The sequence below is a fragment of the Thauera sp. ZXT1-4 genome (assembly GCF_052598215.2).
The window spans coordinates 33,485-59,325 of the sequence record NZ_JBQWSN020000011.1 but is presented as its reverse complement, the minus strand read 5'-3'; the positions used below and the strand labels follow the sequence as shown (position 1 = coordinate 59,325).

25 protein-coding genes are annotated in these 25,841 nt (G+C 66.8%); 10 read left to right on the top strand and 15 right to left on the bottom strand.

Annotation, left to right across the window (positions count from 1 at the left end; genetic code table 11):
* Positions 1–3: 3 nt before the first annotated feature.
* Positions 4–2,691, bottom strand: coding sequence for a bifunctional acetate--CoA ligase family protein/GNAT family N-acetyltransferase (locus tag ACUH78_RS10525; RefSeq protein ID WP_418362646.1), 2,688 nt, complete (start codon positions 2,689–2,691; stop codon positions 4–6).
* 289 nt (positions 2,692–2,980) lie between these two features.
* Between ACUH78_RS10525 and ACUH78_RS10520 the strand changes: the two genes are divergently transcribed.
* Positions 2,981–3,574 carry a class I SAM-dependent methyltransferase gene (locus tag ACUH78_RS10520; protein ID WP_418362647.1) on the top strand — a complete coding sequence of 198 codons (594 nt, stop codon included), beginning with the start codon at positions 2,981–2,983 and terminating at the stop codon, positions 3,572–3,574.
* 34 nt (positions 3,575–3,608) lie between these two features.
* Here ACUH78_RS10520 and mnmH read toward each other — a convergent pair whose 3' ends face one another.
* Entirely contained in the window at positions 3,609–4,685 is a 1,077-nt protein-coding gene (gene mnmH, locus ACUH78_RS10515; RefSeq protein WP_418363338.1) for a tRNA 2-selenouridine(34) synthase MnmH, read from the bottom strand.
* Between the two features lie 59 nt (positions 4,686–4,744).
* On the opposite strand from mnmH, the gene selD reads away from it, so the two are divergent.
* Positions 4,745–5,785 (top strand): selenide, water dikinase SelD, encoded by a 1,041-nt coding sequence (selD, locus tag ACUH78_RS10510; protein ID WP_418362648.1) that lies wholly within the window; start codon positions 4,745–4,747, stop codon positions 5,783–5,785.
* Between the two features lie 48 nt (positions 5,786–5,833).
* Here selD and ACUH78_RS10505 read toward each other — a convergent pair whose 3' ends face one another.
* Positions 5,834–6,463 (bottom strand): arylesterase, encoded by a 630-nt coding sequence (locus ACUH78_RS10505; protein WP_435749804.1) that lies wholly within the window; start codon positions 6,461–6,463, stop codon positions 5,834–5,836.
* Between ACUH78_RS10505 and ACUH78_RS10500 the strand changes: the two genes are divergently transcribed.
* Positions 6,447–7,154, top strand: a complete 708-nt coding sequence (locus ACUH78_RS10500) for an ABC transporter ATP-binding protein (RefSeq protein ID WP_418363339.1) — start codon at positions 6,447–6,449, stop codon at positions 7,152–7,154. The genes ACUH78_RS10505 and ACUH78_RS10500 overlap by 17 nt on opposite strands.
* Before the next feature lie 74 nt (positions 7,155–7,228).
* On the opposite strand, the gene serB is transcribed toward ACUH78_RS10500, so the two are convergent.
* Both serB and ACUH78_RS10490 read right to left on the bottom strand, forming a co-directional pair.
* Entirely contained in the window at positions 7,229–8,062 is an 834-nt protein-coding gene (serB, locus tag ACUH78_RS10495; protein WP_445333433.1) for a phosphoserine phosphatase SerB, read from the bottom strand.
* Positions 8,059–9,138: a 3-deoxy-7-phosphoheptulonate synthase gene (locus ACUH78_RS10490; protein ID WP_435749805.1), complete on the bottom strand. Its 1,080-nt coding sequence runs from the start codon at positions 9,136–9,138 to the stop codon at positions 8,059–8,061. Before ACUH78_RS10490 ends, serB begins: the two co-directional genes overlap by 4 nt.
* 256 nt (positions 9,139–9,394) lie before the next feature.
* Between ACUH78_RS10490 and ACUH78_RS10485 the strand changes: the two genes are divergently transcribed.
* Genes ACUH78_RS10485 through ACUH78_RS10475 form a run of 3 tightly spaced genes read left to right on the top strand, consistent with a single transcriptional unit; the run spans position 9,395 to position 11,160 of the window.
* Positions 9,395–9,853 (top strand): YaiI/YqxD family protein, encoded by a 459-nt coding sequence (locus ACUH78_RS10485; RefSeq protein ID WP_445333434.1) that lies wholly within the window; start codon positions 9,395–9,397, stop codon positions 9,851–9,853.
* Positions 9,854–9,897: 44 nt separating this feature from the next.
* Positions 9,898–10,485: a DNA-3-methyladenine glycosylase I gene (locus ACUH78_RS10480; protein ID WP_445333435.1), complete on the top strand. Its 588-nt coding sequence runs from the start codon at positions 9,898–9,900 to the stop codon at positions 10,483–10,485.
* Between the two features lie 45 nt (positions 10,486–10,530).
* Positions 10,531–11,160, top strand: coding sequence for a LysE family translocator (locus tag ACUH78_RS10475; RefSeq protein WP_418362654.1), 630 nt, complete (start codon positions 10,531–10,533; stop codon positions 11,158–11,160).
* A 160-nt stretch (positions 11,161–11,320) separates the two neighbouring features.
* Here ACUH78_RS10475 and corA read toward each other — a convergent pair whose 3' ends face one another.
* From corA to mfd, 3 genes are all read right to left on the bottom strand, one after another.
* Positions 11,321–12,286 carry a magnesium/cobalt transporter CorA gene (gene corA / locus ACUH78_RS10470; RefSeq protein WP_445333436.1) on the bottom strand — a complete coding sequence of 322 codons (966 nt, stop codon included), beginning with the start codon at positions 12,284–12,286 and terminating at the stop codon, positions 11,321–11,323.
* Positions 12,287–12,306: 20 nt separating this feature from the next.
* Positions 12,307–14,076: a putative bifunctional diguanylate cyclase/phosphodiesterase gene (locus tag ACUH78_RS10465; RefSeq protein WP_445333437.1), complete on the bottom strand. Its 1,770-nt coding sequence runs from the start codon at positions 14,074–14,076 to the stop codon at positions 12,307–12,309.
* Positions 14,077–14,247: 171 nt separating this feature from the next.
* Positions 14,248–17,700: a transcription-repair coupling factor gene (gene mfd / locus ACUH78_RS10460; RefSeq protein WP_445333438.1), complete on the bottom strand. Its 3,453-nt coding sequence runs from the start codon at positions 17,698–17,700 to the stop codon at positions 14,248–14,250.
* 219 nt (positions 17,701–17,919) lie between these two features.
* Here mfd and ACUH78_RS10455 point away from each other — a divergent pair, with 219 nt between their 5' ends.
* Positions 17,920–18,612, top strand: a complete 693-nt coding sequence (locus ACUH78_RS10455) for a nitroreductase (protein WP_445333439.1) — start codon at positions 17,920–17,922, stop codon at positions 18,610–18,612.
* Positions 18,613–18,620: 8 nt separating this feature from the next.
* Here ACUH78_RS10455 and ACUH78_RS10450 read toward each other — a convergent pair whose 3' ends face one another.
* The 4 genes from ACUH78_RS10450 to amrB are packed head-to-tail and all read right to left on the bottom strand — an operon-like array spanning position 18,621 to position 21,790.
* Entirely contained in the window at positions 18,621–19,277 is a 657-nt protein-coding gene (locus tag ACUH78_RS10450) for an alpha/beta hydrolase (protein WP_445333440.1), read from the bottom strand.
* Entirely contained in the window at positions 19,274–20,416 is a 1,143-nt protein-coding gene (amrS, locus tag ACUH78_RS10445; protein WP_445333441.1) for an AmmeMemoRadiSam system radical SAM enzyme, read from the bottom strand. Before amrS ends, ACUH78_RS10450 begins: the two co-directional genes overlap by 4 nt.
* Positions 20,413–20,979: an AmmeMemoRadiSam system protein A gene (gene amrA, locus ACUH78_RS10440; protein WP_445333442.1), complete on the bottom strand. Its 567-nt coding sequence runs from the start codon at positions 20,977–20,979 to the stop codon at positions 20,413–20,415. Before amrA ends, amrS begins: the two co-directional genes overlap by 4 nt.
* Positions 20,966–21,790, bottom strand: coding sequence for an AmmeMemoRadiSam system protein B (gene amrB / locus ACUH78_RS10435; RefSeq protein ID WP_445333443.1), 825 nt, complete (start codon positions 21,788–21,790; stop codon positions 20,966–20,968). Before amrB ends, amrA begins: the two co-directional genes overlap by 14 nt.
* A gap of 101 nt (positions 21,791–21,891) precedes the next feature.
* On the opposite strand from amrB, the gene ispD reads away from it, so the two are divergent.
* The 3 genes from ispD to thpR are packed head-to-tail and all read left to right on the top strand — an operon-like array spanning position 21,892 to position 23,751.
* On the top strand, positions 21,892–22,602 hold the full coding sequence (gene ispD, locus ACUH78_RS10430) for a 2-C-methyl-D-erythritol 4-phosphate cytidylyltransferase (protein ID WP_418362663.1): 711 nt from the start codon (positions 21,892–21,894) through the stop codon (positions 22,600–22,602).
* Positions 22,599–23,093, top strand: coding sequence for a 2-C-methyl-D-erythritol 2,4-cyclodiphosphate synthase (ispF, locus tag ACUH78_RS10425; RefSeq protein WP_418362664.1), 495 nt, complete (start codon positions 22,599–22,601; stop codon positions 23,091–23,093). Before ispD ends, ispF begins: the two co-directional genes overlap by 4 nt.
* Positions 23,086–23,751, top strand: coding sequence for an RNA 2',3'-cyclic phosphodiesterase (gene thpR, locus ACUH78_RS10420; protein WP_445333444.1), 666 nt, complete (start codon positions 23,086–23,088; stop codon positions 23,749–23,751). Before ispF ends, thpR begins: the two co-directional genes overlap by 8 nt.
* Positions 23,752–23,947: 196 nt before the next feature.
* Here thpR and ACUH78_RS10415 read toward each other — a convergent pair whose 3' ends face one another.
* From ACUH78_RS10415 to ACUH78_RS10405, 3 genes are all read right to left on the bottom strand, one after another.
* Positions 23,948–24,385: a host attachment protein gene (locus ACUH78_RS10415; protein ID WP_418362666.1), complete on the bottom strand. Its 438-nt coding sequence runs from the start codon at positions 24,383–24,385 to the stop codon at positions 23,948–23,950.
* Positions 24,386–24,546: 161 nt separating this feature from the next.
* Positions 24,547–25,020, bottom strand: a complete 474-nt coding sequence (locus ACUH78_RS10410; protein WP_445333445.1) for a flavodoxin family protein — start codon at positions 25,018–25,020, stop codon at positions 24,547–24,549.
* Positions 25,017–25,790: a M90 family metallopeptidase gene (locus ACUH78_RS10405; protein WP_445333462.1), complete on the bottom strand. Its 774-nt coding sequence runs from the start codon at positions 25,788–25,790 to the stop codon at positions 25,017–25,019. The genes ACUH78_RS10410 and ACUH78_RS10405 overlap by 4 nt, the downstream gene beginning before the upstream one ends.
* Positions 25,791–25,841: the final 51 nt, after the last annotated feature.

Below are 25,841 nucleotides of genomic sequence, written 5' to 3'. Positions count from 1 at the left end.
CGCTCAGTCCTGCAGCGCCAGCACGCCCAGCTTGACCGAGCTGTCTTCCGGGTCGCTGCTGAGCACGAAGCCGAGCTTCTGCACGAATTTCAGCATGCGCTCGTTGTTGGCGAGGAAGACCCCGTTCATGTACTGGATGCCGCGGCTGCGCGCGGTCTCGATCAGCACGCCCATCAGCTTGCGGGCGAGGCCGCGGTGCTGCCAGTCATCGGCCACCACGACCGCAAACTCGCAGGATTCGCCGTCCGGATTGACCGCGTAGCGGCACACGCCGATCTCCTTTTCCATGCCGTCGACCGCGAGCGTGGCGACGAAGGCCATCTCGCGGTCGTAGTCGATCTGGGTCAGGCGCGCGACCATGGCGGGCGGCAGCTCGCGCATGGTGTTCATGAAGCGGTAGTACTTGGTCTCGGCCGACAGCGTACGCACGAAGTCGACCTCGAGCTCGGCGTCTTCGGGCTTGATCGGGCGGATCGTCACCGTGGTGCCGTCCGGCACCGTCCAGGTGCTGATCAGGTGCGACGGGTAAGGGTGGATCGCCATGTGGTCGTAGCGGTCCGCGGTGGGCGAGACGTTCTCCACCGTGATGCTGCCATCGACCGCGACCACGCCGTTCTCGTCCACGATCAGCGGGTTGATCTCCATCTCGGTGATCCACGGCAGTTCGCACACCATCTCCGAGATGCGCAGCAGCACCAGTTCCAGTGCGCCCATGTCCACCGCGGGCATGTTGCGGTATTCGCCCAGGCGGGTCGCGATACGCGTGGAGCGGATCATGTCCTTGACGAGGAAGCTGTTGAGCGGGGGCAGTGCCACGGCGATGTCGCGGTTCTCGTCCGCGAGGTTGCCGCCCTCGCCGAAGCTGATCGCGGGGCCGAACACCGGGTCGCGCTTGACCGCCACCACCAGCTCGCGCCCGTTGCGCTTCTGGATCATCGGCTCGATCGCGATGCCGTTGATCACTGCGTCCGGCTGCACGCGCTTGACCTCGTCGATGATCTCCTGATAGGTCGAACGCACCGCGGCCAGGCTGCGGATGTTCAGCCGAACGCCACCCACGTCGGACTTGTGCACGATGCTCGGCGAGTCGATTTTCATCACCACCGGAAGGCCGATTTCGGCCGAGAGCACCATGGCTTCGGCGGCCGAGCGTGCGACCACGGTCTGTGCGATCGGGATGCGGAAGGCGGCGAGCAGGGCCTTCGACTCCATCTCGTTGAGCTTCTTGCGCCGTTCGGACAGCGCCATCTCGATGACCAGACGCGCGCTCTCGATGGAGGGCGAGGGCAGGTGCGAAAGTGAAGACGGCGTCTGCATCAGCAGCTTCTGGTTCTGGTAGTAGGCCGAGATGTGGCTGAACAGCTCGACCGCCGGCTCCGGCGTGCGGAAGTGCGGAATGCCACCGGCGCTGAACTTCTGCCGCGCTTCGGTGACGAGTTCCTCGCCCATCCAGCAGGTCACGACCGGCTTGTCCGCCGTCTTCTCGAGTTCGATGACGACATCGGCCACCCCTGCCGGATTGCTCATCGCCTGCGGCGTCAGCATCACCAGCACGCCGTCAACGTTGGGGCCTTCGAGTACGGCCTTGAGCGCCTTGCGATAGCGCTCTGGGTCGGCGTCGCCGAGGATGTCCACCGGGTTGCCATGCGACCAGCCCGTGGGCAGGGCGGCGTTGAGTTTCTCGACTGTGCCTTCGGACAGGTTGGCGAGCGGGATGCCGATGTCGGCAGCGCGGTCGGCCGCCATGACGCCCGGCCCGCCACCGTTGGTGATGATGGCGAGGCGGTTGCCGCGCGGGCGGAAGTGCGAGAACAGCGCGTTTGCCGCGGCGAAGAGCTGGCCCATGTTGTACAGGCGTATGACGCCGGCGCGGCGCAGCGCGGCGTCGAACACCGCGTCGTCCCCCATGGGTGCGCCGCTGTGCGACAGGATTGCGCGCGAGGCGTCGGGATGACGGCCGGCCTTGATCAGCAGCACGGGCTTGACGCGCGCCGCGCCGCGCAGGGCGCTCATGAAGCGGCGTGCGTCGCGGATACCCTCGACGTAGAGGAAGATGCTCTCGGTGCGCGGGTCCGAGATCATGTACTCGAGCACTTCGCCGAAGTCGATGTCCGACGAAGAGCCGAGCGACACGACCGAGGAGAAGCCCACATTGTTCGGCTTGGCCCAGTCGAGGATGGCCGCGCACAGCGCGCCCGATTGCGAGATCAGGCCGATGCTGCCCTTGAGCGCGCTGGCATGGGCGAAGGTGGCGTTGACGCCCAGCTGCGGACGCATGATCCCCAGACAGTTGGGGCCGAGCAGGCGGATGCGATGGCGGTGCGCGGCTTCGATGACCTGGCGCTCCATCAGCGCGCCGCGCGGCCCGGCCTCGGAAAAGCCCGAGGACAGGATGATCGCGGCCTTTACGCCGGCGCGTCCGCACGCGTCCATGATCGCGGGTGCCTTCTCGGCGCGCACGGCAATCACCACCAGGTCGAGGCGTTGCGGCACGTCCTCGACGGATTTGTAGCAGACTACCCCGTGCACCTTCTCGTGCTTGGGGTTGATGGCGAACAGCTTGCCCTTGTAGCCGGCCTCGAGCATGTTGCGCATCAGGACATTGCCCAAAGACGCCTCACGTTCGCTCGCGCCGATGATGCCGACCGAGCGCGGTTCCAGCAGCGGAGTCAGATAGTGCTTGTCTTTCATGATGGGAGCCTGGTCATGGTGTGCAGGGTTGGATATGCGATTTGCAACATGTCTGTCATCTCATCCGGCGGAGAAGGCGCGGGGGGACTGGACGCGATCTGATTATACTGCAGTGCACAATCGCGGGACGGCCACCTGTCGCTTTTTGTGCACTTTACGACAGTACGTGCGAATTCGCAGGCCGTAGAAGCACGCACGCGGAAGCACATGGAGGCTGTCCCGTGCCGCGCCAACCGGGTTGCTGCGGCGCTAGAATGGCCTCGGCCTTCAACCCGAACCGAGCGAATCCATGCACCCGGCGCCTTCTCCGATTTCGAGCCACGACGCGCATCTCCCGACCGGTGAGCCATCGCCATGGGTCGTCCGCTTCACGCCCTTGCTGCCCCCCGGAGGGCGGGTGCTGGACCTGGCCTGCGGATCGGGCCGCCACACGCGCTGGTGTGCCGCGAACCGCCTGAAGGTGGTGGCGGTGGACCGGGATGTCGAGGCACTGTCGCACCTGCAGGGACTCGAGGGCGTGGAAACCCGGGTTCTGGACCTGGAGGCCAAGGCCTGGCCGCTGGATGGGGAGTCGTTCGATGTCGTGCTGGTGAGCAACTACCTCTTCCGGCCGCATTTTGAGGCGCTCCTCGCATCGGTGCGCCCGGGCGGCGTGTTGCTGTACGAGACCTTCATGCGCGGCAATGAGCGCTTCGGCAAGCCCTCCAATCCGGATTTCCTGCTGCGACCGGGAGAGCTGCTGCAGCGCTTGGATGAGGCATGGACCGTGGTCGCCTTCGAACAGGGAGAGGTTGCCCGTCCACGGCCCGCCGTGGTGCAGCGTCTGTGCGCGGTGCACGCAGGTGGTGGCGGAGAGGGATACAGGCTGCCCGCGCTGCCGTGAGTCTGCGCAGTTGCCGTGCTCCCGGCGCGCAGTTTCAGCCTGCGTCCGGAGAGGTGGGCGGTGCGGCGTGCTGCGCCAGGATGCGTTGTGCGATTTCGCGGATGCCTCCATCACCGAGATCGGCACTCTGCACCCGCAGGGCGTCGGCGTAGCCGGCGTAGTTTGTGTGCTGCGAGCGGTTGTAGAGCGGGTCGTAGTGCAGGTCGATGAGTTCGCCGAAGAGTTCGGGCAGCGCGTGGGTTGCGGCGAGCGCCTTCCAGCGCTCCAGGGTTTCGCGGCTCTGGTGTTCGCGCAGCCGGTGCAGTTTGTCCTGCAGCGCGGCGACATCGTCACCGAGGTAGGCGTAGTCACGGACCAGGAACGCGAGCCTCGCCTCGCGCGTGGCGTCGACCAGGATGCACGGTGCGCGACGCATGGCCAGGATCAGTGGCTCGGGCACGAAGACAAGGCCGATCTTGCGGCTCTCGGCTTCCACGAACACCGGCTGTGCCGGGTCGAGCCGGCGCATCCTGTCCCACAGCAGGGTTTCGAAGCGCTTTTGCGCAGGCTGCGGGCGGTCGGGCAGGGCGCCGAGCACCGAGCCCTTGTGCGCGGCCAGGTCTTCGAGGTCAAGCACCTGTGCGCCTTCGGCGGCGAGCGCCTCGAGGATGCGCGTCTTGGCGCTGCCGGTGGGGCCGCTGACGATGCGCAGGTCGAGCTGCTGGGTGATGCGCTCGATCTCGGCGATGACGTGGTGGCGGAAGGACTTGTAGCCGCCCTCGAGCTGGCATGCATCCCAGCCCACCATGCGCAGCCAGGTGGTGAATGAGCCGCTGCGCTGGCCGCCGCGCCAGCAGTAGATCAACGGGCGCCAGTTCTTCGGCTTGTGCTGGAGCTTCTCCAGCATGTGGCGCGAGATGTTTGCCGCCACCAGCGCGCCGCCAAGGCGGCGCGCGTCGAAGGCGGACTGCTGCTTGTACATCGTGCCCACCACGATGCGCTGCGCGTCATCGAGCACGGGCAGGTTGATTGCGCCGGGAATGTGATCCTCTGCGAACTCCGCAGGCGTGCGCGCATCGATGATCTCGTCAAACCCGGACAGCTGTGCTACGGTCGCCACGCCTTTCTGCATGATGCTCACGCGGCTGCGGGCGCCTTGCGCGCAGTCAGCCGCTTTCTCCTTTTCAGAACATGAATCAGATCAAACTGACCGAATTCTCCCATGGCGGCGGCTGTGGCTGCAAAATCGCGCCCGCCGTGCTCTCCGAACTGCTCGCCAGCATGCCGGCCGGGCTGGTGCCGCCCGAGCTGCTCGTGGGCACCGATACCGCCGACGACGCCGCGGTGTACAAGCTCAACGAGCGCCAGGCCATCGTCGCCACCACCGACTTCTTCACCCCCATCGTCGATGATCCGCGCGATTTCGGCCGCATCGCCGCCACCAACGCGCTTTCCGACGTCTACGCGATGGGCGCGACCCCCATCCTCGCGCTCGCGATCGTCGGCATGCCGCTGGACAAGCTGCCGGCGGAGGTGATCGGCGAGATCCTGAGGGGGGGCGCGGACGTGTGCCGCGACGCGGGCATCCCGCTCGCGGGCGGGCACTCGATCGATGTGCTGGAGCCGATCTACGGGCTCGTGGCGCTGGGTGTTGTCGACCCCGAGCGGGTGCGTACCAATGCGGGGGCGAAGCCGGGCGACGTGCTGATCCTCTCCAAGCCGCTTGGCATCGGCATCCTGTCCGGTGGCCTGAAGAAGGGCATGCTGTCCGCTGAGGGCTACGCGCAGATGGTGCGCTGGACGACGACGCTGAACCGCGCCGGCGGCAAGCTCGCGGACATCGATGGCGTGCATGCGGTGACCGACGTCACCGGCTTCGGACTGGCCGGTCATTTGCTCGAGATGTGCCGCGGCGCTTCCCTGACGGGCGTGGTGCGATTCGATGCGCTGCCAGTGATCGACGAGGCGCGTGCGCTGGTCATGGCGGGCGTGGCCACCGGCGCGTCGACGCGCAACTGGGCGAGCTACGGCACGGGGGTCGAACTGGCCGCGGATGCGCCGGAATGGCAGCGCAAGCTGATCACCGACCCGCAGACCTCGGGCGGACTGCTGATCGCGTGCGCGCCCGGGGCGGTCGAGGCGGTGCAGGCCGCAATCGTGGAAGCGCAGGGCGAGCCGGGGGTGGTGATCGGCGAGATGCAGGCGGGCGTGGCGCGGGTAGTGGTCCGCTGAAGGTAGCCTCGCGGCCGATGTGCCTTGGAGGCCTCCCGCGCGGCAACTTCAGCGGGCTTTCGCGTGGGGGCTAGAGAGCATCGGCTGCAATCCTGCCCAGACGGTGTCCAGGATCAGCGTCTGCGCCTCGGCCGTGGGGTGGATGCCGTCGGCCAGGAACAGCTCCGGGCGGTCGGCGAAGCCGTCCATCAGGAAGGGAACGAAGGGTACGTCCTCTTTTTTGGCCAGGTTCTGGTAGACGGCAGCAAAGCGGCGGGTATAGAAGGGGCCGTAGTTGGGGGGCATCTGCATGCCGACGAGCAGCACACGGGCGCCGGCCTCGCGTGCCTCGGTGATCATCGCGCGCAGGTTGTCCTCCAGCACTTGCGGCTGGAGGCCGCGCAGTCCGTCGTTGGCGCCGAGTTCGAGGATCAGGATGTCGGGGGCGTGCTCGGCAAGTGCGGCGGGCAGGCGCGAGCGGCCGCCGGAGGAGGTCTCGCCCGAGACGCTGCCGTTGGCGACCTGATGATTGAAACCTTTCTCGGCCAGGCGCGTCTGCAACAGGGCTGGCCACTCCTGGCCCCTTTCCAGTCCGTAGCCGGCCGACAGGCTGTCGCCCCACACGAGGATGGTCGCCGCCTGAACGGTGGCGGCGAAGAAGAACATGAACACGAAGGTAGCGATGAATCGCAGCGGCATTGAGCACTCCAGTCCGGTCATCGAGGTCGATGGCCTGAGCAAACAGGTGAGGCTGGCCGATGGCCAGGGCGACCTGCATATTCTGCAGGACATCCGGTTTGCGGTGTCCGCGGGCGAGTCGGTCGCCATCGTGGGCGCCTCCGGTTCGGGTAAGTCGACGCTGCTGGGATTGCTCGCCGGGCTGGATGTTCCCGCCCGCGGCACGGTGCGCTTGCAGGGGCAGGACCTGTTCGCGCTCGACGAGGATGCGCGCGCCGCGTTGCGCGGCGAGGCGATCGGCTTCGTGTTTCAGTCCTTTCAGCTACTGCCGGCGCTGACCGCGCTGGAGAACGTGATGCTGCCGCTGGAGCTGGCCGGTGCGGATGCGGCACGCACGGTGGCCACGCAGTGGCTCGAGCGGGTGGGCCTGGGCAGCCGGCTTCGCCACTATCCGAAGCACCTTTCCGGTGGTGAGCAGCAGCGCGTCGCCCTGGCGCGCGCCTTTGCACCCAATCCGCGCGTGCTGCTGGCCGACGAACCCACCGGCAACCTCGATGCGGAGACCGGCAAGTCGATCATCGAACTCATGTTCAGCCTCAACCGCGAGGCGGGGACCACGCTGATCCTCGTCACCCACGACGAATCGCTCGCGCGCCGCTGCGGGCGCATGCTGCGCATGCAGGCCGGGCGCTTGATGGAGGAGGGGCACTGAGGCAGGGGGGGCTGAGGCAGGGTGCGCGCTGAGGCGGATTGCGCTGCCCACGAAACGCCCGTCGCGCGCGAGCGTCAGCCGCCGAAAATGTCGAGGATGCCGTCGAGCCCGGTGTGATCCAGGCAGCAGTGCGCCACGTCACGCAGCACGGGTTTGGCGCGGAAGGCGACGCCGAAGCCCGCTGCACGCAGCATGGGGATGTCGTTGGCTCCGTCGCCCGCTGCGATCACCTGCTCGGGTTTGAGCCCGAGCTCGTCGCGTACGCGCTCCAGATGGGCCGCCTTGGCCTCGCCATCGATGATGTCGCCAACGACCTTGCCGGTGAGCTTGCCGTCGATGATCTCAAGCTCGTTGGCATAGGCGTGATCGAAGCCCAGCCGCGCCTTCAGGCGCTCGGTGAAGTAGGTGAATCCGCCCGAAACCAGTACGGTGCGGATGCCGGCGCGCTGCAAGCCCTGCAGCAGGCGCTCGGCGCCCGCGTTCAGCTGCAGACGGTGATCGAACACCTCGGCCAGCGCCGTCTCCGGCAGCCCGGCGAGCAGCGCCACGCGGCGGGTGAGTGATTCGCGGAAATCGATCTCGCCCTGCATTGCGGCCTCGGTGATCGTCGCAACCTCGTGCTTGAGACCCTGCATGTCGGCGATCTCGTCGATGCACTCGATGTTGATCAGGGTCGAGTCCATGTCGGTGACGAAGAGGCCGAAATCGCCCAGCTTGCGACCTTCGGGCAGCCACACGTGGTCCAGTCCGCCCTCGGCGCATGCGGCCACCAACCCCTCGTGGGGCTTTGCGCCCACGAGGCGGAAGGAGCGCGTGGTGATCTGCTCGACCTCGCGTGCCTCGGTGAGCTTGGCGACGTTCTTCAGCGCGGCGCTGTCGACGTCGCCGGCCAGCACGACCAGGTTCATGCGTGTCGCTCCGCGCGGGGCAGCACGTCGCGCAGTACGGCCGCGGCGTTGCGGATCATCTCTTCGGTGGTTTCCCAGCCCACGCAGGCGTCCGTGACCGAGCAACCGTACTTGAGCTGCGATAGATCAGCCGGGATGGGCTGGTTGCCCGCCTCGAGGTTGCTCTCGATCATCAGCCCGACCACGGATTGGTTGCCTTCGCGGATCTGGTGCATCACGTCTTTCATCACCAGCGGCTGGAACTCCGGTTTCTTCCACGAGTTGGCGTGCGAGCAGTCGACCACGATGTTCTTTGGCAGCTTGGCCTTGGCCAGCGCTTGCTCGGCGAGCGAGATCGACACGGTGTCGTAGTTGGGGCGGCCGCCACCGCCACGCAACACGGCGTGGCCGTACCGGTTGCCGCGGGTGCGGGTGATCGCCGACTGTCCCTTGCCGTTGATGCCGAGGAAACTGTGCGGGCTGCCCGCCGAGAGGATCGCGTTGATCGCCACCTCGAGGTCGCCGTCGGTGGCGTTCTTGAATCCGACCGGTGTCGACAGGCCCGAAGCCATCTCGCGGTGGGTCTGCGATTCCGAGGTTCGCGCGCCGATCGCGGTCCACGAGATCAGGTCGCCGTAATACTGCGGTGCGATCGGGTCGAGCGCCTCGGTGGCGGTGGGCAGGCCGATCTCGCACACGTCGAGCAGAAACCTGCGTGCGCGCTCCATGCCCACGTCGATGCGGAAGGAGTCGTCCATGAACGGATCGTTGATGAAGCCCTTCCAGCCGGTGGAGGTACGCGGCTTCTCGAAGTACACGCGCATCACCAGCAGCAGCACGTCCGAAACCTCGTCGGCCAGCTTCTTCAGCCGGCGCGCGTAGTCGAGGCCCGCCTCGGGATCATGGATCGAGCACGGGCCGACCACCACGAACACCCGCGGATCCTTGCGGTCGAGGATGTCCATGACCGCCCGCCGCCCGGCCACGACCGAAGCGGCCGCGGGCTCGGTGAGCGGCACGTGCGCCTTGATCTCGTCGGGCGAGGGCATGTGGTCGAACGCGAGGACGTTGAGGTTTTCGGTCTGGGTGAGCGGCATTGCTGAGGGCTCCGGATTGCGGCCTGGAAAGCCTGCAATTGTAGCGCCCGCGATGGGCGATGTCGTTGCGGATTTGACGCGGATTTGGCGGCGCCTCGACGCGCGCGCGAGGGTGTCCAGGTGGGTGGGCGCTGGCGGGCCGGATGCGAGGTATGTGCCTTTGGGATAAAGTTCAGCCCTCATTGGGGCGAGTGGCCGCCCTCCCGGGGCTGTGCCGGAGCGGAGCAGCCTGCCAGTCGATCATGAAGGGAATGCCGTGCATATCTGGGTAGACGCCGACGCCTGTCCCGCCGTCATCAAGGACATCCTGTTCAGGGCCGCCGAGCGCACCGGAGGTGCGCTCACTCTGGTCGCCAACCAGTACCTGCGCGTACCCGCCTTGCCCCAGGTCCGTATGATTCAGGTGCCCGGCGGCTTCGATGAGGCCGACAAGTACATCGCCGCCCACGTGCAGGCTGGCGACTTGGTGATCACGTCCGACATCCCGCTCGCTGCCGACGTCGTCGCCCGCGATGCCCACGCCCTGTCGCCCAAGGGCGAGTTGTATGGCAAGGAGAACATCCGCGAGCTGCTCGACCTGCGCAACTTCATGGACACCCTGCGCAGCACCGGGGTCGATACCGGCGGCCCCCCGCCGTTCAGCATGGCCGACCGGCAGAGCTTCGCGAACCGCCTCGATCGCCTGCTGCATGCATCGGCGCAGCGCAGGGGCTGAGCGCCCCACAGGATCGCCTCGCTTCGTTTCCGGAGAGATCTACCATGTCCCAACGCTGCGCCTGGTGTGGCACCGACCCCCTGTACGTGGCTTATCACGACGCCGAGTGGGGCGTGCCCAATCACGATGACCGCCACCTGTTCGAGATGCTGGTGCTCGAAGGGGCGCAGGCGGGGTTGAGCTGGATCACGATCCTTAAGAAGCGGGCCCACTATCGCCGGGTGTTCGACGATTTTGACGCCGAACGCGTCGCACGCTACACGGAAGAGGATGTGGCGCGGCTGCTTGCCGACCCGGGGATCGTGCGCAACCGGCTGAAGGTCGAGGCGGCGATTGCGAATGCACGGGCAACGCTCGCGGCGCGTGAGCGTTTCGGTTCGCTCGATGCGCTTCTTTGGCGCTTCGTTGATGGCGCGCCACAGGATGGTGCGCGGGAGACGCTCGCCGACGTGCCGGCCGAGACGGCCGAATCGAAAGCCATGAGCCGCGAGCTCAAGCGGATGGGCTTTCGCTTCGTCGGGCCGACCGTTTGCTACGCTTTCATGCAGGCGGTGGGCATGGTTAATGACCACGTGGTGGATTGTTTCCGCCATGGTGAGATCCGGGCGCTGCATGCCGCAGGCGAATGGTGAGCCTGTGGCCGTGCGCTATACTCCGCGGCGGATTTCCTGCTCGCCATGACCGTAGAACAGAGCCTCTTCGCCTTCACGCTTGCCGCCCTCGTGCTGGCGGCGACGCCCGGCATCGACACCGCGCTGGTATTGCGCATGTCGATTTCTGCCGGTGCGCGGCGCGGACTGGGCGCAGCGCTCGGGATCGCGGCCGGCTGCCTGCTCTGGGGGGCGGTCGTGGCGACCGGGCTGGGGGCGCTGCTGGCGGCGTCGGACACGGTGTTCACCATCGTGAAGCTGCTCGGTGCCGCCTACCTCGTGTGGCAGGGCGTGCTGCTGCTGCGGAGCCGGGGCTTGCGAGCCGACGCGCCTGCGCTTGCGGCAAGCGGTGAGACCGTGGGCTCGGCCTTCGCCAAGGGTTTCCTGACCAATGCGCTCAATCCCAAGGTCGGCATTTTCTATCTGACCCTGCTGCCGCAGTTCGTGCCGGCAGGGGCAGGTATGGCTGGGTTCAGCTTCCTGCTCGCGGCGATCCATGTGGCGATGTCGGTGCTGTGGTTCGTGCTGCTGATTGCACTTGCACGGCGCTCGGTCCGCTTCCTGCAGAAGCCTGCCGTAGTTGCCGCGCTCGATCGGCTCGCCGGCGTCGTGTTCCTCGGCTTCGGGCTCAAGCTGGCGGTGTCTCAGCCAGGCTAGTGTTTCGTACCCCGTGCGCCAGGGCGCATGACGAAGTGCCCCAGGCCGAGAATGTCCGACTTGCGTACTTGTTGGTGTGTAGCCCAAGGCATGGCCTCGGCGTTGAGCAAGCGCCCCACGCATCAAGGAAGGCAACTCGGCGTGCAGCGCTGCGGTCTTTCTACAGCCACTTCGCCTTGCGGAAGCGCCACCAGAGAAATCCGCTTGCGCTGGCGATGATGCCAAGGCCGAACAGGTAGCCGTATCTCCACTCAAGCTCGGGCATGTGGGCGAAGTTCATGCCCCAGATGCCGGCGAAGGCCGTGGCGACCGCGAAGATGCCGGCCCAGGCTGCGAGCCGCTTGCTGATCTCGGTCTGGTCGATCGTGACCATGGACAGGTTCACCTGGATTGCGGTGCCGATGGTCTCGCGGATGCTTTCGAGCGAGGCGTTGATGCGGGCGAGGTGGTCGTACACGTCGCGGAAATAGTGCCGGCTCTTGGCGCAGACTTCGGGTACGCGCCCGCTGTGCAGCTTGCCGGCGGCTTCCAGCAGCGGCATCACCGCATGCTTGAGCATCGTGACCTTGCGCTTGAGCCGGTACAGGCGCCGGATGTTGGAGCGGGCCGCGCCCTTGGTGAAGATCCGGTCCTCCAGTGTCTCGACCTCGGTCTCGAGCCTTTCGATGAGCGGGAAATAGCCGTCGACCACGGCGTCCATCAGCGCGTAAAGCACGTAGCCGGGGCCCTTGGCGAGCATCTTTGGTTCGCGCTCGCAGCGCGCCCGCACGCCGAGGAAGTCGCGCGCATGGTTGTTGCGCACTGAAAGGACGTAGTTGGCGCCGACGAAGACGTGCACCTCGCCGACCTCGAGCTTGCCTTCCTTCTCCTCGATCAGATGCATGACCGCGAACAGTTCGTCGTCGTACTCCTCGACCTTGGGGCGCTGGTGGCGGTGGTTTGCATCCTCGATGGCGAGTTCGTGCAGGCCGAACTCTTCCTTCATCCGCGCAAGCTCTTCCGGCGTGGCGTCCTTGAGCGCGACCCAGACAAAGGTGTCGCCCTGCTGGAGGGTTTCGCGGATGGCTTCGACCGGGATGTCGGCGAGCTTGTGGCCGCGCTGGTAGGCGGTACAGTTGATGAGCATCTGTCGGGTGTGCGCGTGTGTCAGGCTGGGGCGGCGCACCCTGGGTGAGATGCGCCCGTTTGTGGCGGGCAACTCTCCGGGAGAAAGTGACCAGGGTGCTTGAGGTCCTGAAGGATCAGCATCTCGGCCTGGGAGGCCGTGACCGGGCGCGAGTACATGAAGCCTTGGACATGGCTTGTGCCGAGCGCGTGCAGGAGGGTTTCCTGCTCGACGCGCTCGACGCCTTCGCAGATCACCTCGAGGTTGAGCTGCCGGGCAAGACTGAGGATGGTCTCGACGAAGCTGCGATCGGTGGGGCGGGTGTCGATGTGCTCGATGAAGGAACGGTCGATCTTCAGCGCATCGATCGGCAGTCGGTGAAGGTAGGACAGCGAGGAATACCCGGTGCCGAAATCGTCGAGCAACAACTTCAAGCGCGAACGCTTGAGCGCAACGAAGAGTTCGATGGCACGCTCGGCGTCATCCATCATCGCGCTTTCGGTGATCTCCAGCTTCAGATGGCGCGGTGCGAGCCCGCTTTGGCGCAGACTCTGGCGGATGTCCTTGAGCAGGTCGGGATAGGCAATCTGGCGTGCGGCAAGGTTCACGCTGACGGTCAGCGCCGGGCGGCGAGGATGCGCGCTCTGCCAGCGCTTGAGGTCGGTACAGGCGCGCTCCAGGATCCAGCGCCCGATCGGTACGATGAGGCCGCTTTCCTCGGCCAGCGGGATGAAGCGGGCCGGCGCGATGAGGCCTCTTTCGGGGTGGTTCCAGCGTGCCAGGGCCTCGAAGCCCACCAGCCGCCGGTCTCTCACCCGTACGATGGGCTGGTAATACACCTCGATCTGGTTGCGCTCCAGGGCGCGTCGCAGATCGAGTTCGAGATCCAGCCGGTTGAACGCCTCTTCATGCAGCTTGCGATCGAAGATCACATGGGCGCCACCTCCTTGCGTCTTGGCGCGCTTGAGGGCCATGCCCGCGTCGCGCAGCATTGCATCGGCCTCCTCATACTCCGGTGCGGACAGGGTCATGCCCGCCGACAGGCTGGCGACGACCTCCTGCGCGTGGAGTTCGAAGGGCAGCGTGCACTGCGCTTGCAGGCGCTTGATCACGCGGATGGGCGAGGTCTCGTCGCGGATGTCCTCCAGCAGGATGCCGAACTCGTCGCCACCCAGCCGGGCCACCATGTCGGTGGGACGAGTGGAGCGCCGCAGCAGGTTCGCGAGTTCGACCAGCAGCAGATCGCCGATGCGGTTGCCCAGGCTGTGATTGATGACGCTGAAGCGGTCGATGCCGCAATGGATGACTGCAAACCGGGAGTCGTTGTCCCGCCGGGCACGCTGGATGGCGTGTCCGATGCGATCGACGAAGAGCCCACGGTTGGGAAGCCCTGTGAGGCCGTCGATCAGCACCTCCGGCAGACCGCCCGCATCGGTGCTCAGGCGCACGCCGGTTTCGTGCGCGGAGACATAGTAGAGACGGTGTTCGCGGTCGAGATTGACGCTCCAGGCGAGACCGACGTAGTGGCCATCGGCGTGGCGGCAACGGCAGGAGAAACGCAGGGTGGTCTTGTTCTCGTCGAGTTGCGAGAGGCGGTCACGGACGCCGTTGCGGTCAGCGTCGTGGATGAGTGCGGCAAATGGGCGCCAGCGCAGGGCCGTCTGATCGATTCCGAGGACATCGTTCCAGGCCTCACTCATCATCTGAACGTTCCAGTCCTCGTCCAGGACCATCAGCAAGGTGCCGGGCAGGCGGAAGAAGGCGCTTTCTGTAGGGAAGGCTTGAGGTGGTTTGCGGTAGACCTTGATCATCGGGGGCGCACCGGTGCGCAACGAAACGGTAACGCCGCGATGTTAAGCGCTTCCCGCCGGGTCCGGCTAGCGAATGGTGTCAGAGAGCGTGGCTCTGGGAAGGAGGGCGGGTCCGATGCGCGCCCTCATCCGCAGTGTCTGCCAGGCGCCAGACCGGCGCCTGCGCCCGGGCTATCCCGCCTTCACCGCATCCAGCAGGTCCTTCACCGCCTTCACCCGCTCCTTGAGGTTGGGCAGGCTCACGCGACGCACCAGCTTTTCGGGGCCGGCCATCTTGGTGCTGCGGTCCTTCTGGATCAGGAAGATGACTTTGACCGGGTCGATCGGTGCGTCCTTGGCGAACTGCACGCTGATCTGCGCGTCCGAGGCGTCCAGCTTGTTCACCCCGTAGTCCTTCACCAGCATGCGCAGGCGGTGGGTCTCGATGAGTGCGGCGGTCTGGGGCGGCAACTCGCCGAAGCGGTCGATGAGTTCCTCCTGCAGCGCGCGCAGGTCTTCTTCCAGCTCGCAGTTGGCCAGGCGCTTGTAGAGCGTCAGGCGCTCCTGCACGTCGGGGCAGTAGTCGGTGGGGAGCAGGGCGGGGGTGTGCAGGTTGATCTCGGACACCACCTCCAGCGGCTGCGACAGGTCGGGCTCCTTGCCGGCCTGCAGGTCCTTGACCGCGCGCTTGAGCATTTCGGTGTACAGGCTGAAGCCGACCTGCTGGATCTCACCCGACTGGTTCTCGCCCAGCACCTCGCCGGCGCCGCGGATCTCGAGGTCGTGCATCGCCAGGTAGAAGCCCGAGCCGAGGTCTTCCATCATCGCGATCGCCTCCAGCCGTTTTTGCGCCTGCGCGGTGGGCTTGGCGCCCGGCATGGTCAGCAGGTAGGCGTAAGCCTGGTGATGGCTGCGGCCGACGCGGCCGCGCAGCTGGTGCAATTGCGCCAGGCCGAAGCGGTCGGCGCGGTTGATGAGGATGGTGTTGGCGGTGGGGATGTTGATGCCGGTCTCGATGATGGTGGTGCACAGCAGCAGGTTGGCGCGCTGCTGGGTGAAGTCCCGCATCACACGCTCGAGCTCGCGCTCGGGGAGCTGGCCGTGGCCGACGACGATGCGCGCCTCGGGCAGCAACTCCTCGAGGTCGTCCTTCATGTTGTCGATGGTGTCGACCTCGTTGTGCAGGAAGTACACCTGCCCGCCGCGCTTGAACTCGCGCAGCACCGCCTCGCGGATCACGCCGCGGCTGGACGGCTGCACGAAGGTCTTGATCGACAGCCGCTTCTGCGGCGGTGTGGCGATTACCGAGAACTCGCGCAGGCCCTCCATCGCCAGGCCCAGCGTGCGCGGGATCGGGGTGGCGGTGAGGGTAAGGATGTCGACCTCGGAGCGCAGCTGCTTCAAGGCCTCCTTCTGGCGCACGCCGAAGCGGTGCTCCTCGTCGATGATCACCAGTCCGAGGCGCTTGAAGAGGACGTCCTTCTGCAGCAGGCGGTGGGTCCCGATGATGATGTCGACCTTGCCTTCGGACAGTTGCTGCAGGGCTTCGGCCTGTTCCTTGGCGGACTTGAAGCGCGACAGCTCGGCGAGCTTGATCGGCCAGTCGGCGAAGCGGTCGGCGAAGGTCTGGTAGTGCTGCTCGGCGAGCAGGGTGGTCGGGCACAGCACCACCACCTGCTTGCCGTCGGCGACCGCGATGAAGGCGGCGCGCAACGCGACCTCGGTCTTGCCGAACCCGACGTCGCCGCACACCAGGCGGTCCATCGGGCGGCCGGACTTCATGTCGCTCACCACCGCGTCGATGGCCGACTGCTGGTCGGGTGTGGTCTCGAAGCCGAAGCCCTCGGCGAAGGCCTCCAGGTCGTGCTGCTTGAAGTCGAAGCGGTGGCCCGGGCGCGCGGCGCGCTGGGCGTAGAGCGCGAGCAGCTCGGCGGCGGTGTCGCGCACCTGCATCGCCGCCTTCTTCTTCGCCTTCTCCCACTGGCCCGAGCCGAGGCGGTGCAGGTCCACGGCCTCTGGGTCGGCGCCGGCGTAGCGGGTGATCACGTGCAGCTGCGACACCGGTACGTAGAGCTTGTCGCCGCCGTTGTATTCCAGGTGCAGGAACTCGGTGTCGCCCTCGCCCAGGTTCATGTGGAGGAGGCCGAGGTAGCGGCCGATGCCGTGCGAGACGTGCACCACAGGGTCGCCGACCTTCAGCTCCGACAGGTCGCGCAGCCAGCCCTCCATGGTGGCGGCCTTGCGCGCGTCGCGGCGCACGCGGTTGCGCGCGGTGGCGGCGTAGAGCTCGGTCTCGGTCAGCACCGCGAGCTTGGCAGCCGGCAGTACGAAGCCGCGCGCGAGCGGCGCGACGCCGAGCGCGAGGCGGGCGTCGCCATCGAGGAAGGCGCCGAAATCGGTGCTGGCCTCGGGCTTGACGCCGTATTCGGCAAAGAACTCGGCCATGGTCTCGCGCCGGCCGGGCGAGTCCGATAGCAGCAGCACGCGGCCGTCGAAGCCGTCGAGGAAGGTCTTCAACTTGTGCAGCGGGTCGGTGGCCTTGCGCTCGACCGCGACCGCGGGCGGGGGCAGGGCGAGCGCATCGGGGGTTTCGGCGCTCGCCTCGGCACCGATGCTCAGGCGCGAAAGGTTCTTCAGCGCGACGAAGAACGCCTCGTCGGTGAGGAAGAGCTGCTCGGGTGCCAGCACAGGGCGGGTACGGTCGCCCTTCAGCAGGTCGTGGCGCGAGCGCGTGTCCTTCCAGAACTCGGCGATCGCCGCCGGTACGTCGCCGTGCAGCAGCACCGGTGTCTCGGCGGGCAGGTAGTCGAGCAGGGTCGCAGTCTCGTCGAAGAACAGCGGCAGGTAATACTCGATGCCGGCGGGCGCGATGCCGTTGGAGACGTCCTTGTAGATCGAGGCGCGCGTCGGATCGCCCTCGAAGGTCTCGCGGAAGCGGCTGCGAAAGCGCGTGCGGCCCTTGTCGTCGAGCGGGAACTCACGCGCCGGCAGCAGGCGGATCTCCTTGGTCGGGTAGACCGTGCGCTGGGTGTCGGGGTCGAAGGTCTTGATGCTCTCGACCTCGTCGTCGAAGAGGTCGATGCGGAAGGGCAAGGGCGAGCCCATCGGGAAGAGGTCCACCAGCCCGCCGCGCACCGAGAACTCGCCCGGGCTCACCACCTGCGTCACGTGTGCATAGCCGGCGAGCGCCATCTGTGCCTTGAACTGCTCCACATCCAGCCGCTCGCCCTGCTTGAGGAAGAAGGTGTAGGCGGCCAGATAGTTCGGCGGCGCCATGCGGTAGAGCGCGGTCGAGGCCGGCACCAGCACGAGGTCGGTCTCGCCGCGGCTGATCGCGTAGAGCGTCGACAGGCGCTCGGAGATCAGGTCCTGGTGAGGGGAGAAATTGTCATAGGGCAGGGTCTCCCAGTCGGGCAGCAGGTGCGCGCGCAGGCCAGGGGCGACCCAGGCGATCTCGTCTTGCAGGCGCTGGGCGTCGAGCGGGTTGGCGGTGATCACCACCAGCATGCGGCCGCGGCTGGCGAGCTGGGCGATCGCGAGCGCGTCGGCGGAGCCTGCGAGCGGAGCAAGGTCCAGGCGGGCGCCCGGCTTGGGCAGCTTGTCGGTGGCGAGGCGTGACAGGAGAGAGTCGAGGGTGTTGGGCATGAGGGCTGCGTCTAAAGCACGGCACGACGCCCGCGTAGGGCGTGGGGGTCGTGCGATCGGAATGCGTAATTATAGGAGAGCCACAGCTCGTTCATGCGCGATTGCGCGTCCCGCCCTCCGCCTCACGCTCACGTTGACGTGAACGGCATGTGGACACACCATAGGTCTTCGCGCCAAGAAGGCTTTCATTCATCACAGGCTCAACGAGAGATTGCAATCATGACCACTCCGCTTCAGTCCGCCGTCGACCAGGTCATCGACAGCCGCCATTCCTGCCGCGCCTTCCTGCCGCGCACCGTTCCGAAAGAAACCATCGCCGAGATTCTTGCCGTGGCCTCGCGTGCGCCCTCGGGCACCAACATCCAGCCCTGGAAGGCCTGGGTGCTGACGGGCGACGCCAAGGCGAGGGTCACGGCCAGACTGCTCGCGGCCTTCGACGACCCTGAAGAGGCGGCCACCCACACCGATCCGTACCAGTACTACCCGAAGCAGTGGATCTCCCCCTACATCGACCGTCGGCGCAAGGTCGGCCTCGATCTGTATGGCTTGCTCGGGATCCAGAAGGGGGATGCGAAGCGGATGCACGAGCAGTTCGCGCGCAACTACAAGTTTTTCGATGCGCCGGTCGGGCTGATCTTCACGGTCGATCGTGTCATGGAACAGGGTTCCTGGCTCGACTACGGCATGTTCCTGCAGAACGTGATGCTGGCTGCCAAGGCGCGCGGCCTCGATACCTGCCCGCAGGCGGCGTTGATCCAGTTCCACCGCATCCTTCGCCCGGAACTCGGAATTCCCGACAACGAAACCCTGATCTGCGGGATGTCCCTGGGCTACGCGGACCCGGACGCGCCCGAGAACAGGCTCAGAACCGAGCGTGCGCCGCTTGAGGAGTGGGTGGTGTTCCGCGACTGAGGTCCGGCTCAGTCCGGGGCGGCACCTTCCTCCGGAGGCAGGTGCTGCCGCAGCCAGGCCGCGGCTGCTCTTGCGGCAAACAGCTCCTGCTCGTGTGCATCTCGTGCCGGTGGAAGGGCGAGCCAGTGGTGGGCGCCCTTCATCAAAGGGTAGGCCGTTTCCAGGATGCTCGCCTCCGCGCTGCCGGGGCGGATGATCAGGCGCACGGGCGTGCGCACCGCGCGCAGGGGCTCTGCACCGGCCAGATCGGCGCGGCCATCCAGGCAGGAGATCGCGATGAAGGCGTCCGGGGCGCGCACCGCAGCGCGTACCGCGGCGGCGCAGCCTGTGCCGCTGGCCACCAGGCCGAGCGGTAGGCTGACCAGGGGCGGCTGATGCGCAGCCCATTCGACCGCGGAGAGGATGCGATCGGTGAGGCGGGGGATGTTGTAGGGGGCATCCGCGTCGCGCATCGCCTCCTGCCGTGTGAGCAGATCCACCGTCATGGTGGCAAAACCCGCTGCCTGCAGCGCAAGTTCGAGCGGGCGCGGCGGCGCATCGGGCGAAGGGTGGCCGAGGGAATGGATGCACAGCGCGAGTCCGCGAACGTCCGGCGCATGGGCGAGCACGCCGTCGAGCCAGGCGCCGTTCGATGAAATGCTGACCGGGGTGTGGCGAAGTTTCACGAAAGCTGCCTGCCAGCGCTGGGCTGGCGGTGGATGGAGACGGGGATGCGGCGGGCGCCGAAGGCTTCGTCTATCGCTGCGCCGACCGGGCCGAACCGGCCTGCGAGCCGCTCGCCGCAGCGCGGACAGGCGCCCTGCGCGTTCAGGCGGTAGCTGCGAATCTCGTACCAGTCGCGCACGATCACGGGCTCACCGCAGGCGGCACAGCGAGTGGTGTCGCCCTCCGTGTCATGGACGTTGCCGGTGTAGACATGGCGAAGGCCGGCATCGAGCGCGATCTGCCGCGCCCTGCGCAGGGTTGCGGGTGGCGTGGGGGGAAGGTCGACCATCTTGAAGTCGGGGTGGAAGGCGCTGAAGTGTAGTGGCACCTCGGCCCCGAGTTCGTCGTACACCCAGTTCGACAACGCCCGCAACTCGGTATCGGAATCGTTCTGTCCCGGAATCAGCAGGGTGGTCAGTTCCACCCACACGTCGGTCTCGTGACGCAGCCAGACCAGCGTGTCGAGCACCGGCTGCAGGTGCGCGCCGCACAGCTTCACGTAGAAGTCGTCGGTGAAGCCCTTGAGGTCGACGTTGGCTGCGTCCATACGCGAGAAAAAATCCTTGCGTGCGCATTCGCTGATGTAGCCTGCCGTCACGGCTACGGTCTGCAGCCCGACCGCATGGCAGGCGTCGGCTACATCCATGGCGTACTCGGCGAAGATCACCGGGTCGTTATAGGTAAAGGCGACGCTGTGGCAGCCCCAGTGAAGCGCGGTATCGACGATCTCCTGCGGTGAGGCCTGGTCCATCAGTGTGTCCATGTCGCGAGACTTGGAGATGTCCCAGTTCTGACAGAACTTGCACGCCAGGTTGCAGCCCGCCGTGCCGAAGGAGAAGACCTTGCTGCCGGGGTAGAAGTGGTTGAGCGGTTTCTTCTCGATCGGGTCGATGCAGAAGCCCGAGCTGCGGCCGTAGGTGGTGAGCAACATCTCGTCGCCTACGCGCATGCGCACGAAGCAGGCACCGCGCTGGCCGTCGTGCAGCTTGCACAGGCGCGGGCACAGGTCGCACTGGAAGCGGCCGTCGTCCAGACGTTGCCAGTAGCGCGCAGGAAAACGGCTGCCGATCACGTTGGCAGGCTCGGGCTGGGTGTTCATGAGGCCTCCTGTTCGGTCTCCTTCCATTTCTGTACGTGGTAGCGCGCGGCCATCAGCTCGACCACCTCGCGGTCCATCGGCAGACCGGCCTTGTGCTTGAGCGCAGCGAGGAACTGGCGTGGCTCGGGCAGTTGATCCCACACCTGTGGCAGGAAGGTCGCGCTGCGGCAGCCGGAGAAGATGATCAGGCCGTCTTCGCCTGGGCGCAGTTGGGCGAGGAGTTCCTCTTCACCGAAGAAATCGAGGAACTCCGGCTCGGACAGGACCGACACCTCGATCGTGATGGCGCTGAACTCGTCCGTGCCGAGCGGCCCGAAGCGCGTGTCTTCCATGGCGGCGGCTACCGCGTTGGCGATCACGTCCTCCCCCAGTTCGCGCGAGCGGCGCAGGCTGCCAATGCAGCCGCGCAGTTCGCCGTCCTTGAGCAGGGTGATGAAGGTGGCGCCTTTCTCGTGCAGGCGCGGATCTTCGGGGCCTGCCGGCGCGGGACCAAGCCCCAGGCGGTGTGCGATGGCCGCGCGGGCAAGTCGCAGCAGGATGGAGCCGAAATCAGTGTCGGGCATGGCTGGGGGGTTCCAGTTCACAAAAGGCGATGCTGGTGTAGCCGACGACCTGGGAGCGGTCGCCGGCCGTGTCGCCGGAGTTGCGCAGGTCCAGCAGATGGGCCTGCAGGGGATGGCTGTGTGCTGCGAGCAGCAAGCCGTTGATCGGGGTGGCGCCGCAGGCCTGTTGGTGGTCGAGCCCGGGTCGTAGTGCCAGCACTTGCTCGACGGCGGCACGGTCGGATGCCTGCGCTTCGCGGTAGCCGAGATAGTGGGAGAGATCGGAGCTGATGAGGATCAGCGTCTCGGGACCGCCCCAAAGGCTGTCGAGCACGCTGGCGGTCGCCTCGGTGCTGGCGTCGCCCACCAGTATCGGAACAATCTCGAAGCGCTCGAGCACCATCTGCAGGAAGGGCAGCTGTACCTCGAGACAGTGCTCGAAGGCGTGCGGGCGGTCGTCCACGATCACGTCGCGCCGGGCTTGCAGCGCGAGCCATGCCTGGCGAGAGAGCGGCACTTCGCCGAGCGGGGTGGCGAATACCTGCGCGGCGGGCAGGGCGAAGCCTGGCACGGCCATGCGGTGCGTGGGGCCGAGCATGACGACGCGGCGGATACGCTCGCGCAACGGCGTGAGCAGCGCGTACGCGCTTGCTGCGACCGGGCCGGAATAGATGTAGCCCGCGTGCGGCACGATGATCGCCTTGGGTGCGCCGGGAGCGTCCAGCCCCACTGCAGTGTTGAGCAGTTCGGCGAGCTGGGTGCGCAGCACGCGTTCGTCACGGGGGTAGAACTGGCCGGCCACCGCCGGCGGCCGGATCGCTGCGAGCGCCATGATGGATCCTGCGGAAGGTTGCCTGAATGAAAACGGGGTGTTCGTGCCCATTATAGGCGCGCCGCGCGCGATCGCTCGCGTGCGCGGCTAGAATGCGCGCCATGCAGAATCATCGCCCCCGCCACTACGCCATTGTGCCTGCCGCCGGTAACGGTTCGCGCATGGGCTCGCCGCAGCCGAAGCAGTATCTCGAACTGCTCGGCCGCCCGCTCATCCATCACACCCTTTCGGTGCTGTGCGAGGCGCCGGAGATCGACGTGGTCTACGTCGTGCTCTCGGTCGATGACGCGCAATGGGCCCACTACGACTGGTCGGCGCTCGGATCCAAGCTCAGGCCGTTGTTCTGCGGCGGCGCCACGCGTGCCGACAGCGTGCTGGGCGGCTTGCGCGCGATTGCCGCCGAGGCCGCGCCGGGTGACTGGGTGCTGGTCCATGATGCGGCGCGCCCCTGCCTGGCCGCCTGGCACGTGGACAAGCTGATACGAGAACTCGCGCACGAGGAGGTCGGCGGGCTGCTCGCCGTGCCGGTGGCCGATACGCTCAAGCGCGCCGATGCGCATCGGCACGTGCTCGAGACCGTGGCGCGCGACAGCCTGTGGCAGGCGCAGACGCCGCAGATGTTCCGCTATGTGATGCTGCGTCGGGCGCTGGAGGCGCACAAGGACGTGACCGACGAGGCGAGCGCGATCGAAGCTGCCGGCCTGCGCCCGCGACTCGTCCAGGGCGATGCGACCAACCTGAAGGTGACTTATCCCCTCGACCTGCATCTGGCCGAGTGGATTCTCCAGAACCGAAGAGGTGATACCCCATGAATGTTCCATTCCGGGTCGGACAAGGTTTCGACGTGCATGCCTTGGTGCCGGGGCGCGCGCTGATCGTCGGTGGGGTGACCATCCCCTTCGAGCGTGGCCTGCTGGGCCACTCGGATGCGGACGTGCTGCTGCATGCGCTGACCGATGCCATTCTCGGCGCGGCCGGGCTGGGCGACATCGGGCGCCTGTTTCCGGACACCGATCCCGCGCATGCGGGTGCGGACAGCCGGGTGCTGCTGCGTGAGGCGTTTGCGCGCGTGCGCGATGCAGGCTGGAAGGTGGTCAACGTGGACGCCACGCTGATCTGCAAGGCCCCGCGCATCCTCCCCCATGCACCGGCCATGGTCGCGAACATCGCGGCCGACCTCGCCATGGATGCCGCAGCGATCAACATCAAGGGCAAGACCACCGAGAAGCTCGGTTTTACCGGGCGGGGCGAAGGCATCGCAGCCCAGGTGGTCGCCTTGCTTGCCCGCACGCAGGATGCCTGAGGGCGGCGCCGGCAAGGCGTCCCGGACCAGACGGGAGGCCGCGCCGGCAGCGCAGGCATCCGAGCGGGAGCGGCCGGGCGTCCGCCCTGTCTCCGCACGCCTGCGGCTTTTCCTCGCGCTGTGGCCCGCCGCCGCCACCGCCGCTGCGCTCTACGCACGCGGATGCGGCCTGCAGGAGGACTGCGGCGGACGGCTGATGCGCCGCGACACCCTGCATCTGACCCTGGCCTTCCTGGGCGACGTACCCGCGGATTCGGTCATGCGCATCGAGGCGGCGGTCTCGGGCGTGCGGGGAGAGTGCTTTGCGATCGAACTCGATTGCGTCGGAAGCTGGCACGGACATCGCGTACTGTGGACCGGCACGTCCCGCACACCCGCGGCGCTTGCGAAGCTGGCAGACGATCTCGCTGGCCGCCTGCGCGCCGCCGGCTTTTCCCTTGAGGCGCGCGGGTTCGCGCCTCATGTGACGCTGGTCCGCAATGCCCGTCGCGCTCCGGTGACCGAAGTGGTGGCGGGCTTGCGCTGGCCGGTCGACAGTTTCGTGCTGGTGTCCTCCGAGCGGCTGCCCAGCGGGGCGCACTACCGCGTCCTGCAGCGCTGGCCGCTTTCCTCCTCCAGCGGTGGGGAGGCTTCGTCGGAGCAAGGTGTAAACGGGTGACGGGGCGCCCAGCGCCCCGTCCGGATCGGCCCGATCGGCCGGTGTCTCACGAGTGGAGACATGATCACCCTTCAGGTGTTGTTCACTTCAGTGAAGATTCAGCCTCTGCGCTACCTTCAAACACGTCCTCCTTTGCACCGGCCCGTGGCCTGCAGCATGTGGTCCATGAAGTTCGAAGCGTTCGCGAGTCCCTCCCTCACAGAAAAATGGTGGAACCAAGGTGCTTCCCGAGTTCTCCTTCGGGCGTCTTGGTGTAGTCCTTTTCGAAACGGTCGGTGACCATCTGCGCGGTCGGGCCGTCGAGGACGGCGTTGAGCAGCCCCATAAATGCGGGCGGTGCGATCAGGATGGCACGCTTGAATGCATTGGCGGTACGGCCGTCGTAGAGCGTTTGGGCAATCTCCTGTGCAAAGACCTTGGCCTCGTGCTGCTTGGGTAGCGTCTGCGGCTGCATCGAGCCGCCGCCTCCGTTACCGGCCATCGCGCCTGCGCGGTCTGAGACGAGATCGCCGTTTTTCTGCCTGCTTTCCGGGTGGATCAGTTCCTTCACCAGCTGCAACCCCTTGTTGGGGCCGTGATTCGCATAGAGCTTCGCCAGGCTGGCGTTGGCAACCAGAATCCAGGTGATGGCCATAAGACCTCCTTCGTTGCTGAAAGACCGTTGCATTCGACCTCGGGTGCCGCCCGGGGACGAATACGGTTCAAGCTTAGGCCAGCGATGTCCGGTGTGCAAAGGCGAATTGTGACGAACCGGTGACGACGGTCGTCCGAGGTGTGCGCCGCGGGGGCTGGCCCTCAGAACACACCCATCGCCAGTCCTGCCGCCATCGCCTCGCCGAGCGCCTCGGCCTGCAGCAGATCCCCGGTGCTGACGCCCTTGCGCACGATCAGCGGCTCGGCGACCGTCTTCCAGCCATACCCCCGGGCGATCCGGTCGATCTCGCGCACGGCGCCGGTGCCGTCGTTGCCTGCGCTGACGAAAACCGCGTAAGGCAAGCCGGTGAGGCGGCCTTCGCAGGGGTAGTAGGTGCGGTCGAAGAAATCCTTGAGCGCGCCCGACATGTAGCCGAAGTTCTCCGGGGTTCCCAGGAGCAGGCCGTCGCACGCCAGCAGGTCGTCGGTGCCGGTGTCGAAGGCGCGCTTGAGCTGCGATTCACATTCCTCGACCCGTTGCGCACCACGCAGCACGGCCTCGGCGAGCCGACCAGTGTTGCCTGACTGAGTGTGATGGACGATCAGCAGGCGTTTGCGTGCAGGTTGGAGGCTCATGGGCGCGCGTGGTCCAAGGTGCGTGCTGCGGGATCGAGGCCGTACAAGAGCGCGAGCTGTGAATGGACCTGTGGGAAGCGGTCGCGGAGTACTTCCGGTGCTTCGAAGAAGACTTCGGACGCAACCGCGAAGAACTCGCCAGGGTCTTCCGCAGCATAGGGGTCGATGGCCGTGTCGACACCGCGTTCGACCTCGGCGCAGAACGCATCGTAGGCGCTGGCGAAGGCGCTTGCCCAAGCCTTGCGGGCCATGCCGGGGCGCAGTCGGGGCAGGCCGTCGACGCCGCCGTTCTCCATGTCGAGCTTGTGCGCGAATTCGTGGATCACGACGTTCACGCCCTGCGGCCCGTCGTCCTCTTCGAACCAGGACAGCAGGACCGGGCCGCCCTCCCAGGCCTCCCCGAGCACCTCGTCGTCGTACTCGTGCAGTATGCCGGCTTCGTCCACCTCCTGGCGGGGGATCACGAAGTCGCCGGGATAGATGATCACGCCCACCCAGCCGTCGTAGGCCTGCAGTCCGATGTTGAGCACTGGCAGGCAGGCTTGCAGGGCAATCGACAGCAGCATGTCGTCTTTCAGCGCCAGACCCTGGGCGCCGTGAAACTCCTTGCGCTGGAGAAACTCGAGCGCCATCGTGCGCAAGCGTTCCCGCTCGTCCGCTGTCAGGCGGGCGAGGAAGGGCAGGCGGGCCTCGACCCGCGCCCATTGGTCGGAGCAGACCTCGGGCGGGGCAGGCCGCAAGCCGAGCAGGGAGCGGAGCATCTTCAGCATCATGCGGGCGGGCCGTCGGCAGGCACGAATCCGGGAAAGGTTCCGAGTGGC

Bases quoted from the DNA above. Each gene is read 5' to 3' on its own strand.
- corA (WP_445333436.1), bottom strand. From the start codon at position 12,286: ATGCTCATCAACTGTACCGCCTACCAGCGCGGCCACAAGCTCGCCGAC.
- ACUH78_RS10490 (WP_435749805.1), bottom strand. From the start codon at position 9,138: ATGCCGCTCACCCAGACCGAAAACCTCAACGTCCTCGCGTTCGACCAC.
- ACUH78_RS10475 (WP_418362654.1), top strand. From the start codon at position 10,531: ATGACCGTAGAACAGAGCCTCTTCGCCTTCACGCTTGCCGCCCTCGTG.
- amrA (WP_445333442.1), bottom strand. From the start codon at position 20,979: ATGCCCGACACTGATTTCGGCTCCATCCTGCTGCGACTTGCCCGCGCG.
- serB (WP_445333433.1), bottom strand. From the start codon at position 8,062: ATGAACCTGGTCGTGCTGGCCGGCGACGTCGACAGCGCCGCGCTGAAG.
- ACUH78_RS10410 (WP_445333445.1), bottom strand. From the start codon at position 25,020: ATGAGCCTCCAACCTGCACGCAAACGCCTGCTGATCGTCCATCACACT.
- ACUH78_RS10465 (WP_445333437.1), bottom strand. From the start codon at position 14,076: ATGATCAAGGTCTACCGCAAACCACCTCAAGCCTTCCCTACAGAAAGC.
- ACUH78_RS10525 (WP_418362646.1), bottom strand. From the start codon at position 2,691: ATGAAAGACAAGCACTATCTGACTCCGCTGCTGGAACCGCGCTCGGTC.
- ACUH78_RS10480 (WP_445333435.1), top strand. From the start codon at position 9,898: ATGTCCCAACGCTGCGCCTGGTGTGGCACCGACCCCCTGTACGTGGCT.
- ACUH78_RS10455 (WP_445333439.1), top strand. From the start codon at position 17,920: ATGACCACTCCGCTTCAGTCCGCCGTCGACCAGGTCATCGACAGCCGC.
- ispD (WP_418362663.1), top strand. From the start codon at position 21,892: ATGCAGAATCATCGCCCCCGCCACTACGCCATTGTGCCTGCCGCCGGT.
- ACUH78_RS10500 (WP_418363339.1), top strand. From the start codon at position 6,447: ATGAATCGCAGCGGCATTGAGCACTCCAGTCCGGTCATCGAGGTCGAT.
- ACUH78_RS10520 (WP_418362647.1), top strand. From the start codon at position 2,981: ATGCACCCGGCGCCTTCTCCGATTTCGAGCCACGACGCGCATCTCCCG.
- mnmH (WP_418363338.1), bottom strand. From the start codon at position 4,685: ATGCAGAAAGGCGTGGCGACCGTAGCACAGCTGTCCGGGTTTGACGAG.
- selD (WP_418362648.1), top strand. From the start codon at position 4,745: ATGAATCAGATCAAACTGACCGAATTCTCCCATGGCGGCGGCTGTGGC.
- ispF (WP_418362664.1), top strand. From the start codon at position 22,599: ATGAATGTTCCATTCCGGGTCGGACAAGGTTTCGACGTGCATGCCTTG.
- ACUH78_RS10505 (WP_435749804.1), bottom strand. From the start codon at position 6,463: ATGCCGCTGCGATTCATCGCTACCTTCGTGTTCATGTTCTTCTTCGCC.
- ACUH78_RS10405 (WP_445333462.1), bottom strand. From the start codon at position 25,790: ATGCTGAAGATGCTCCGCTCCCTGCTCGGCTTGCGGCCTGCCCCGCCC.
- mfd (WP_445333438.1), bottom strand. From the start codon at position 17,700: ATGCCCAACACCCTCGACTCTCTCCTGTCACGCCTCGCCACCGACAAG.
- thpR (WP_445333444.1), top strand. From the start codon at position 23,086: ATGCCTGAGGGCGGCGCCGGCAAGGCGTCCCGGACCAGACGGGAGGCC.
- amrB (WP_445333443.1), bottom strand. From the start codon at position 21,790: ATGGCGCTCGCAGCGATCCGGCCGCCGGCGGTGGCCGGCCAGTTCTAC.
- ACUH78_RS10415 (WP_418362666.1), bottom strand. From the start codon at position 24,385: ATGGCCATCACCTGGATTCTGGTTGCCAACGCCAGCCTGGCGAAGCTC.
- amrS (WP_445333441.1), bottom strand. From the start codon at position 20,416: ATGAACACCCAGCCCGAGCCTGCCAACGTGATCGGCAGCCGTTTTCCT.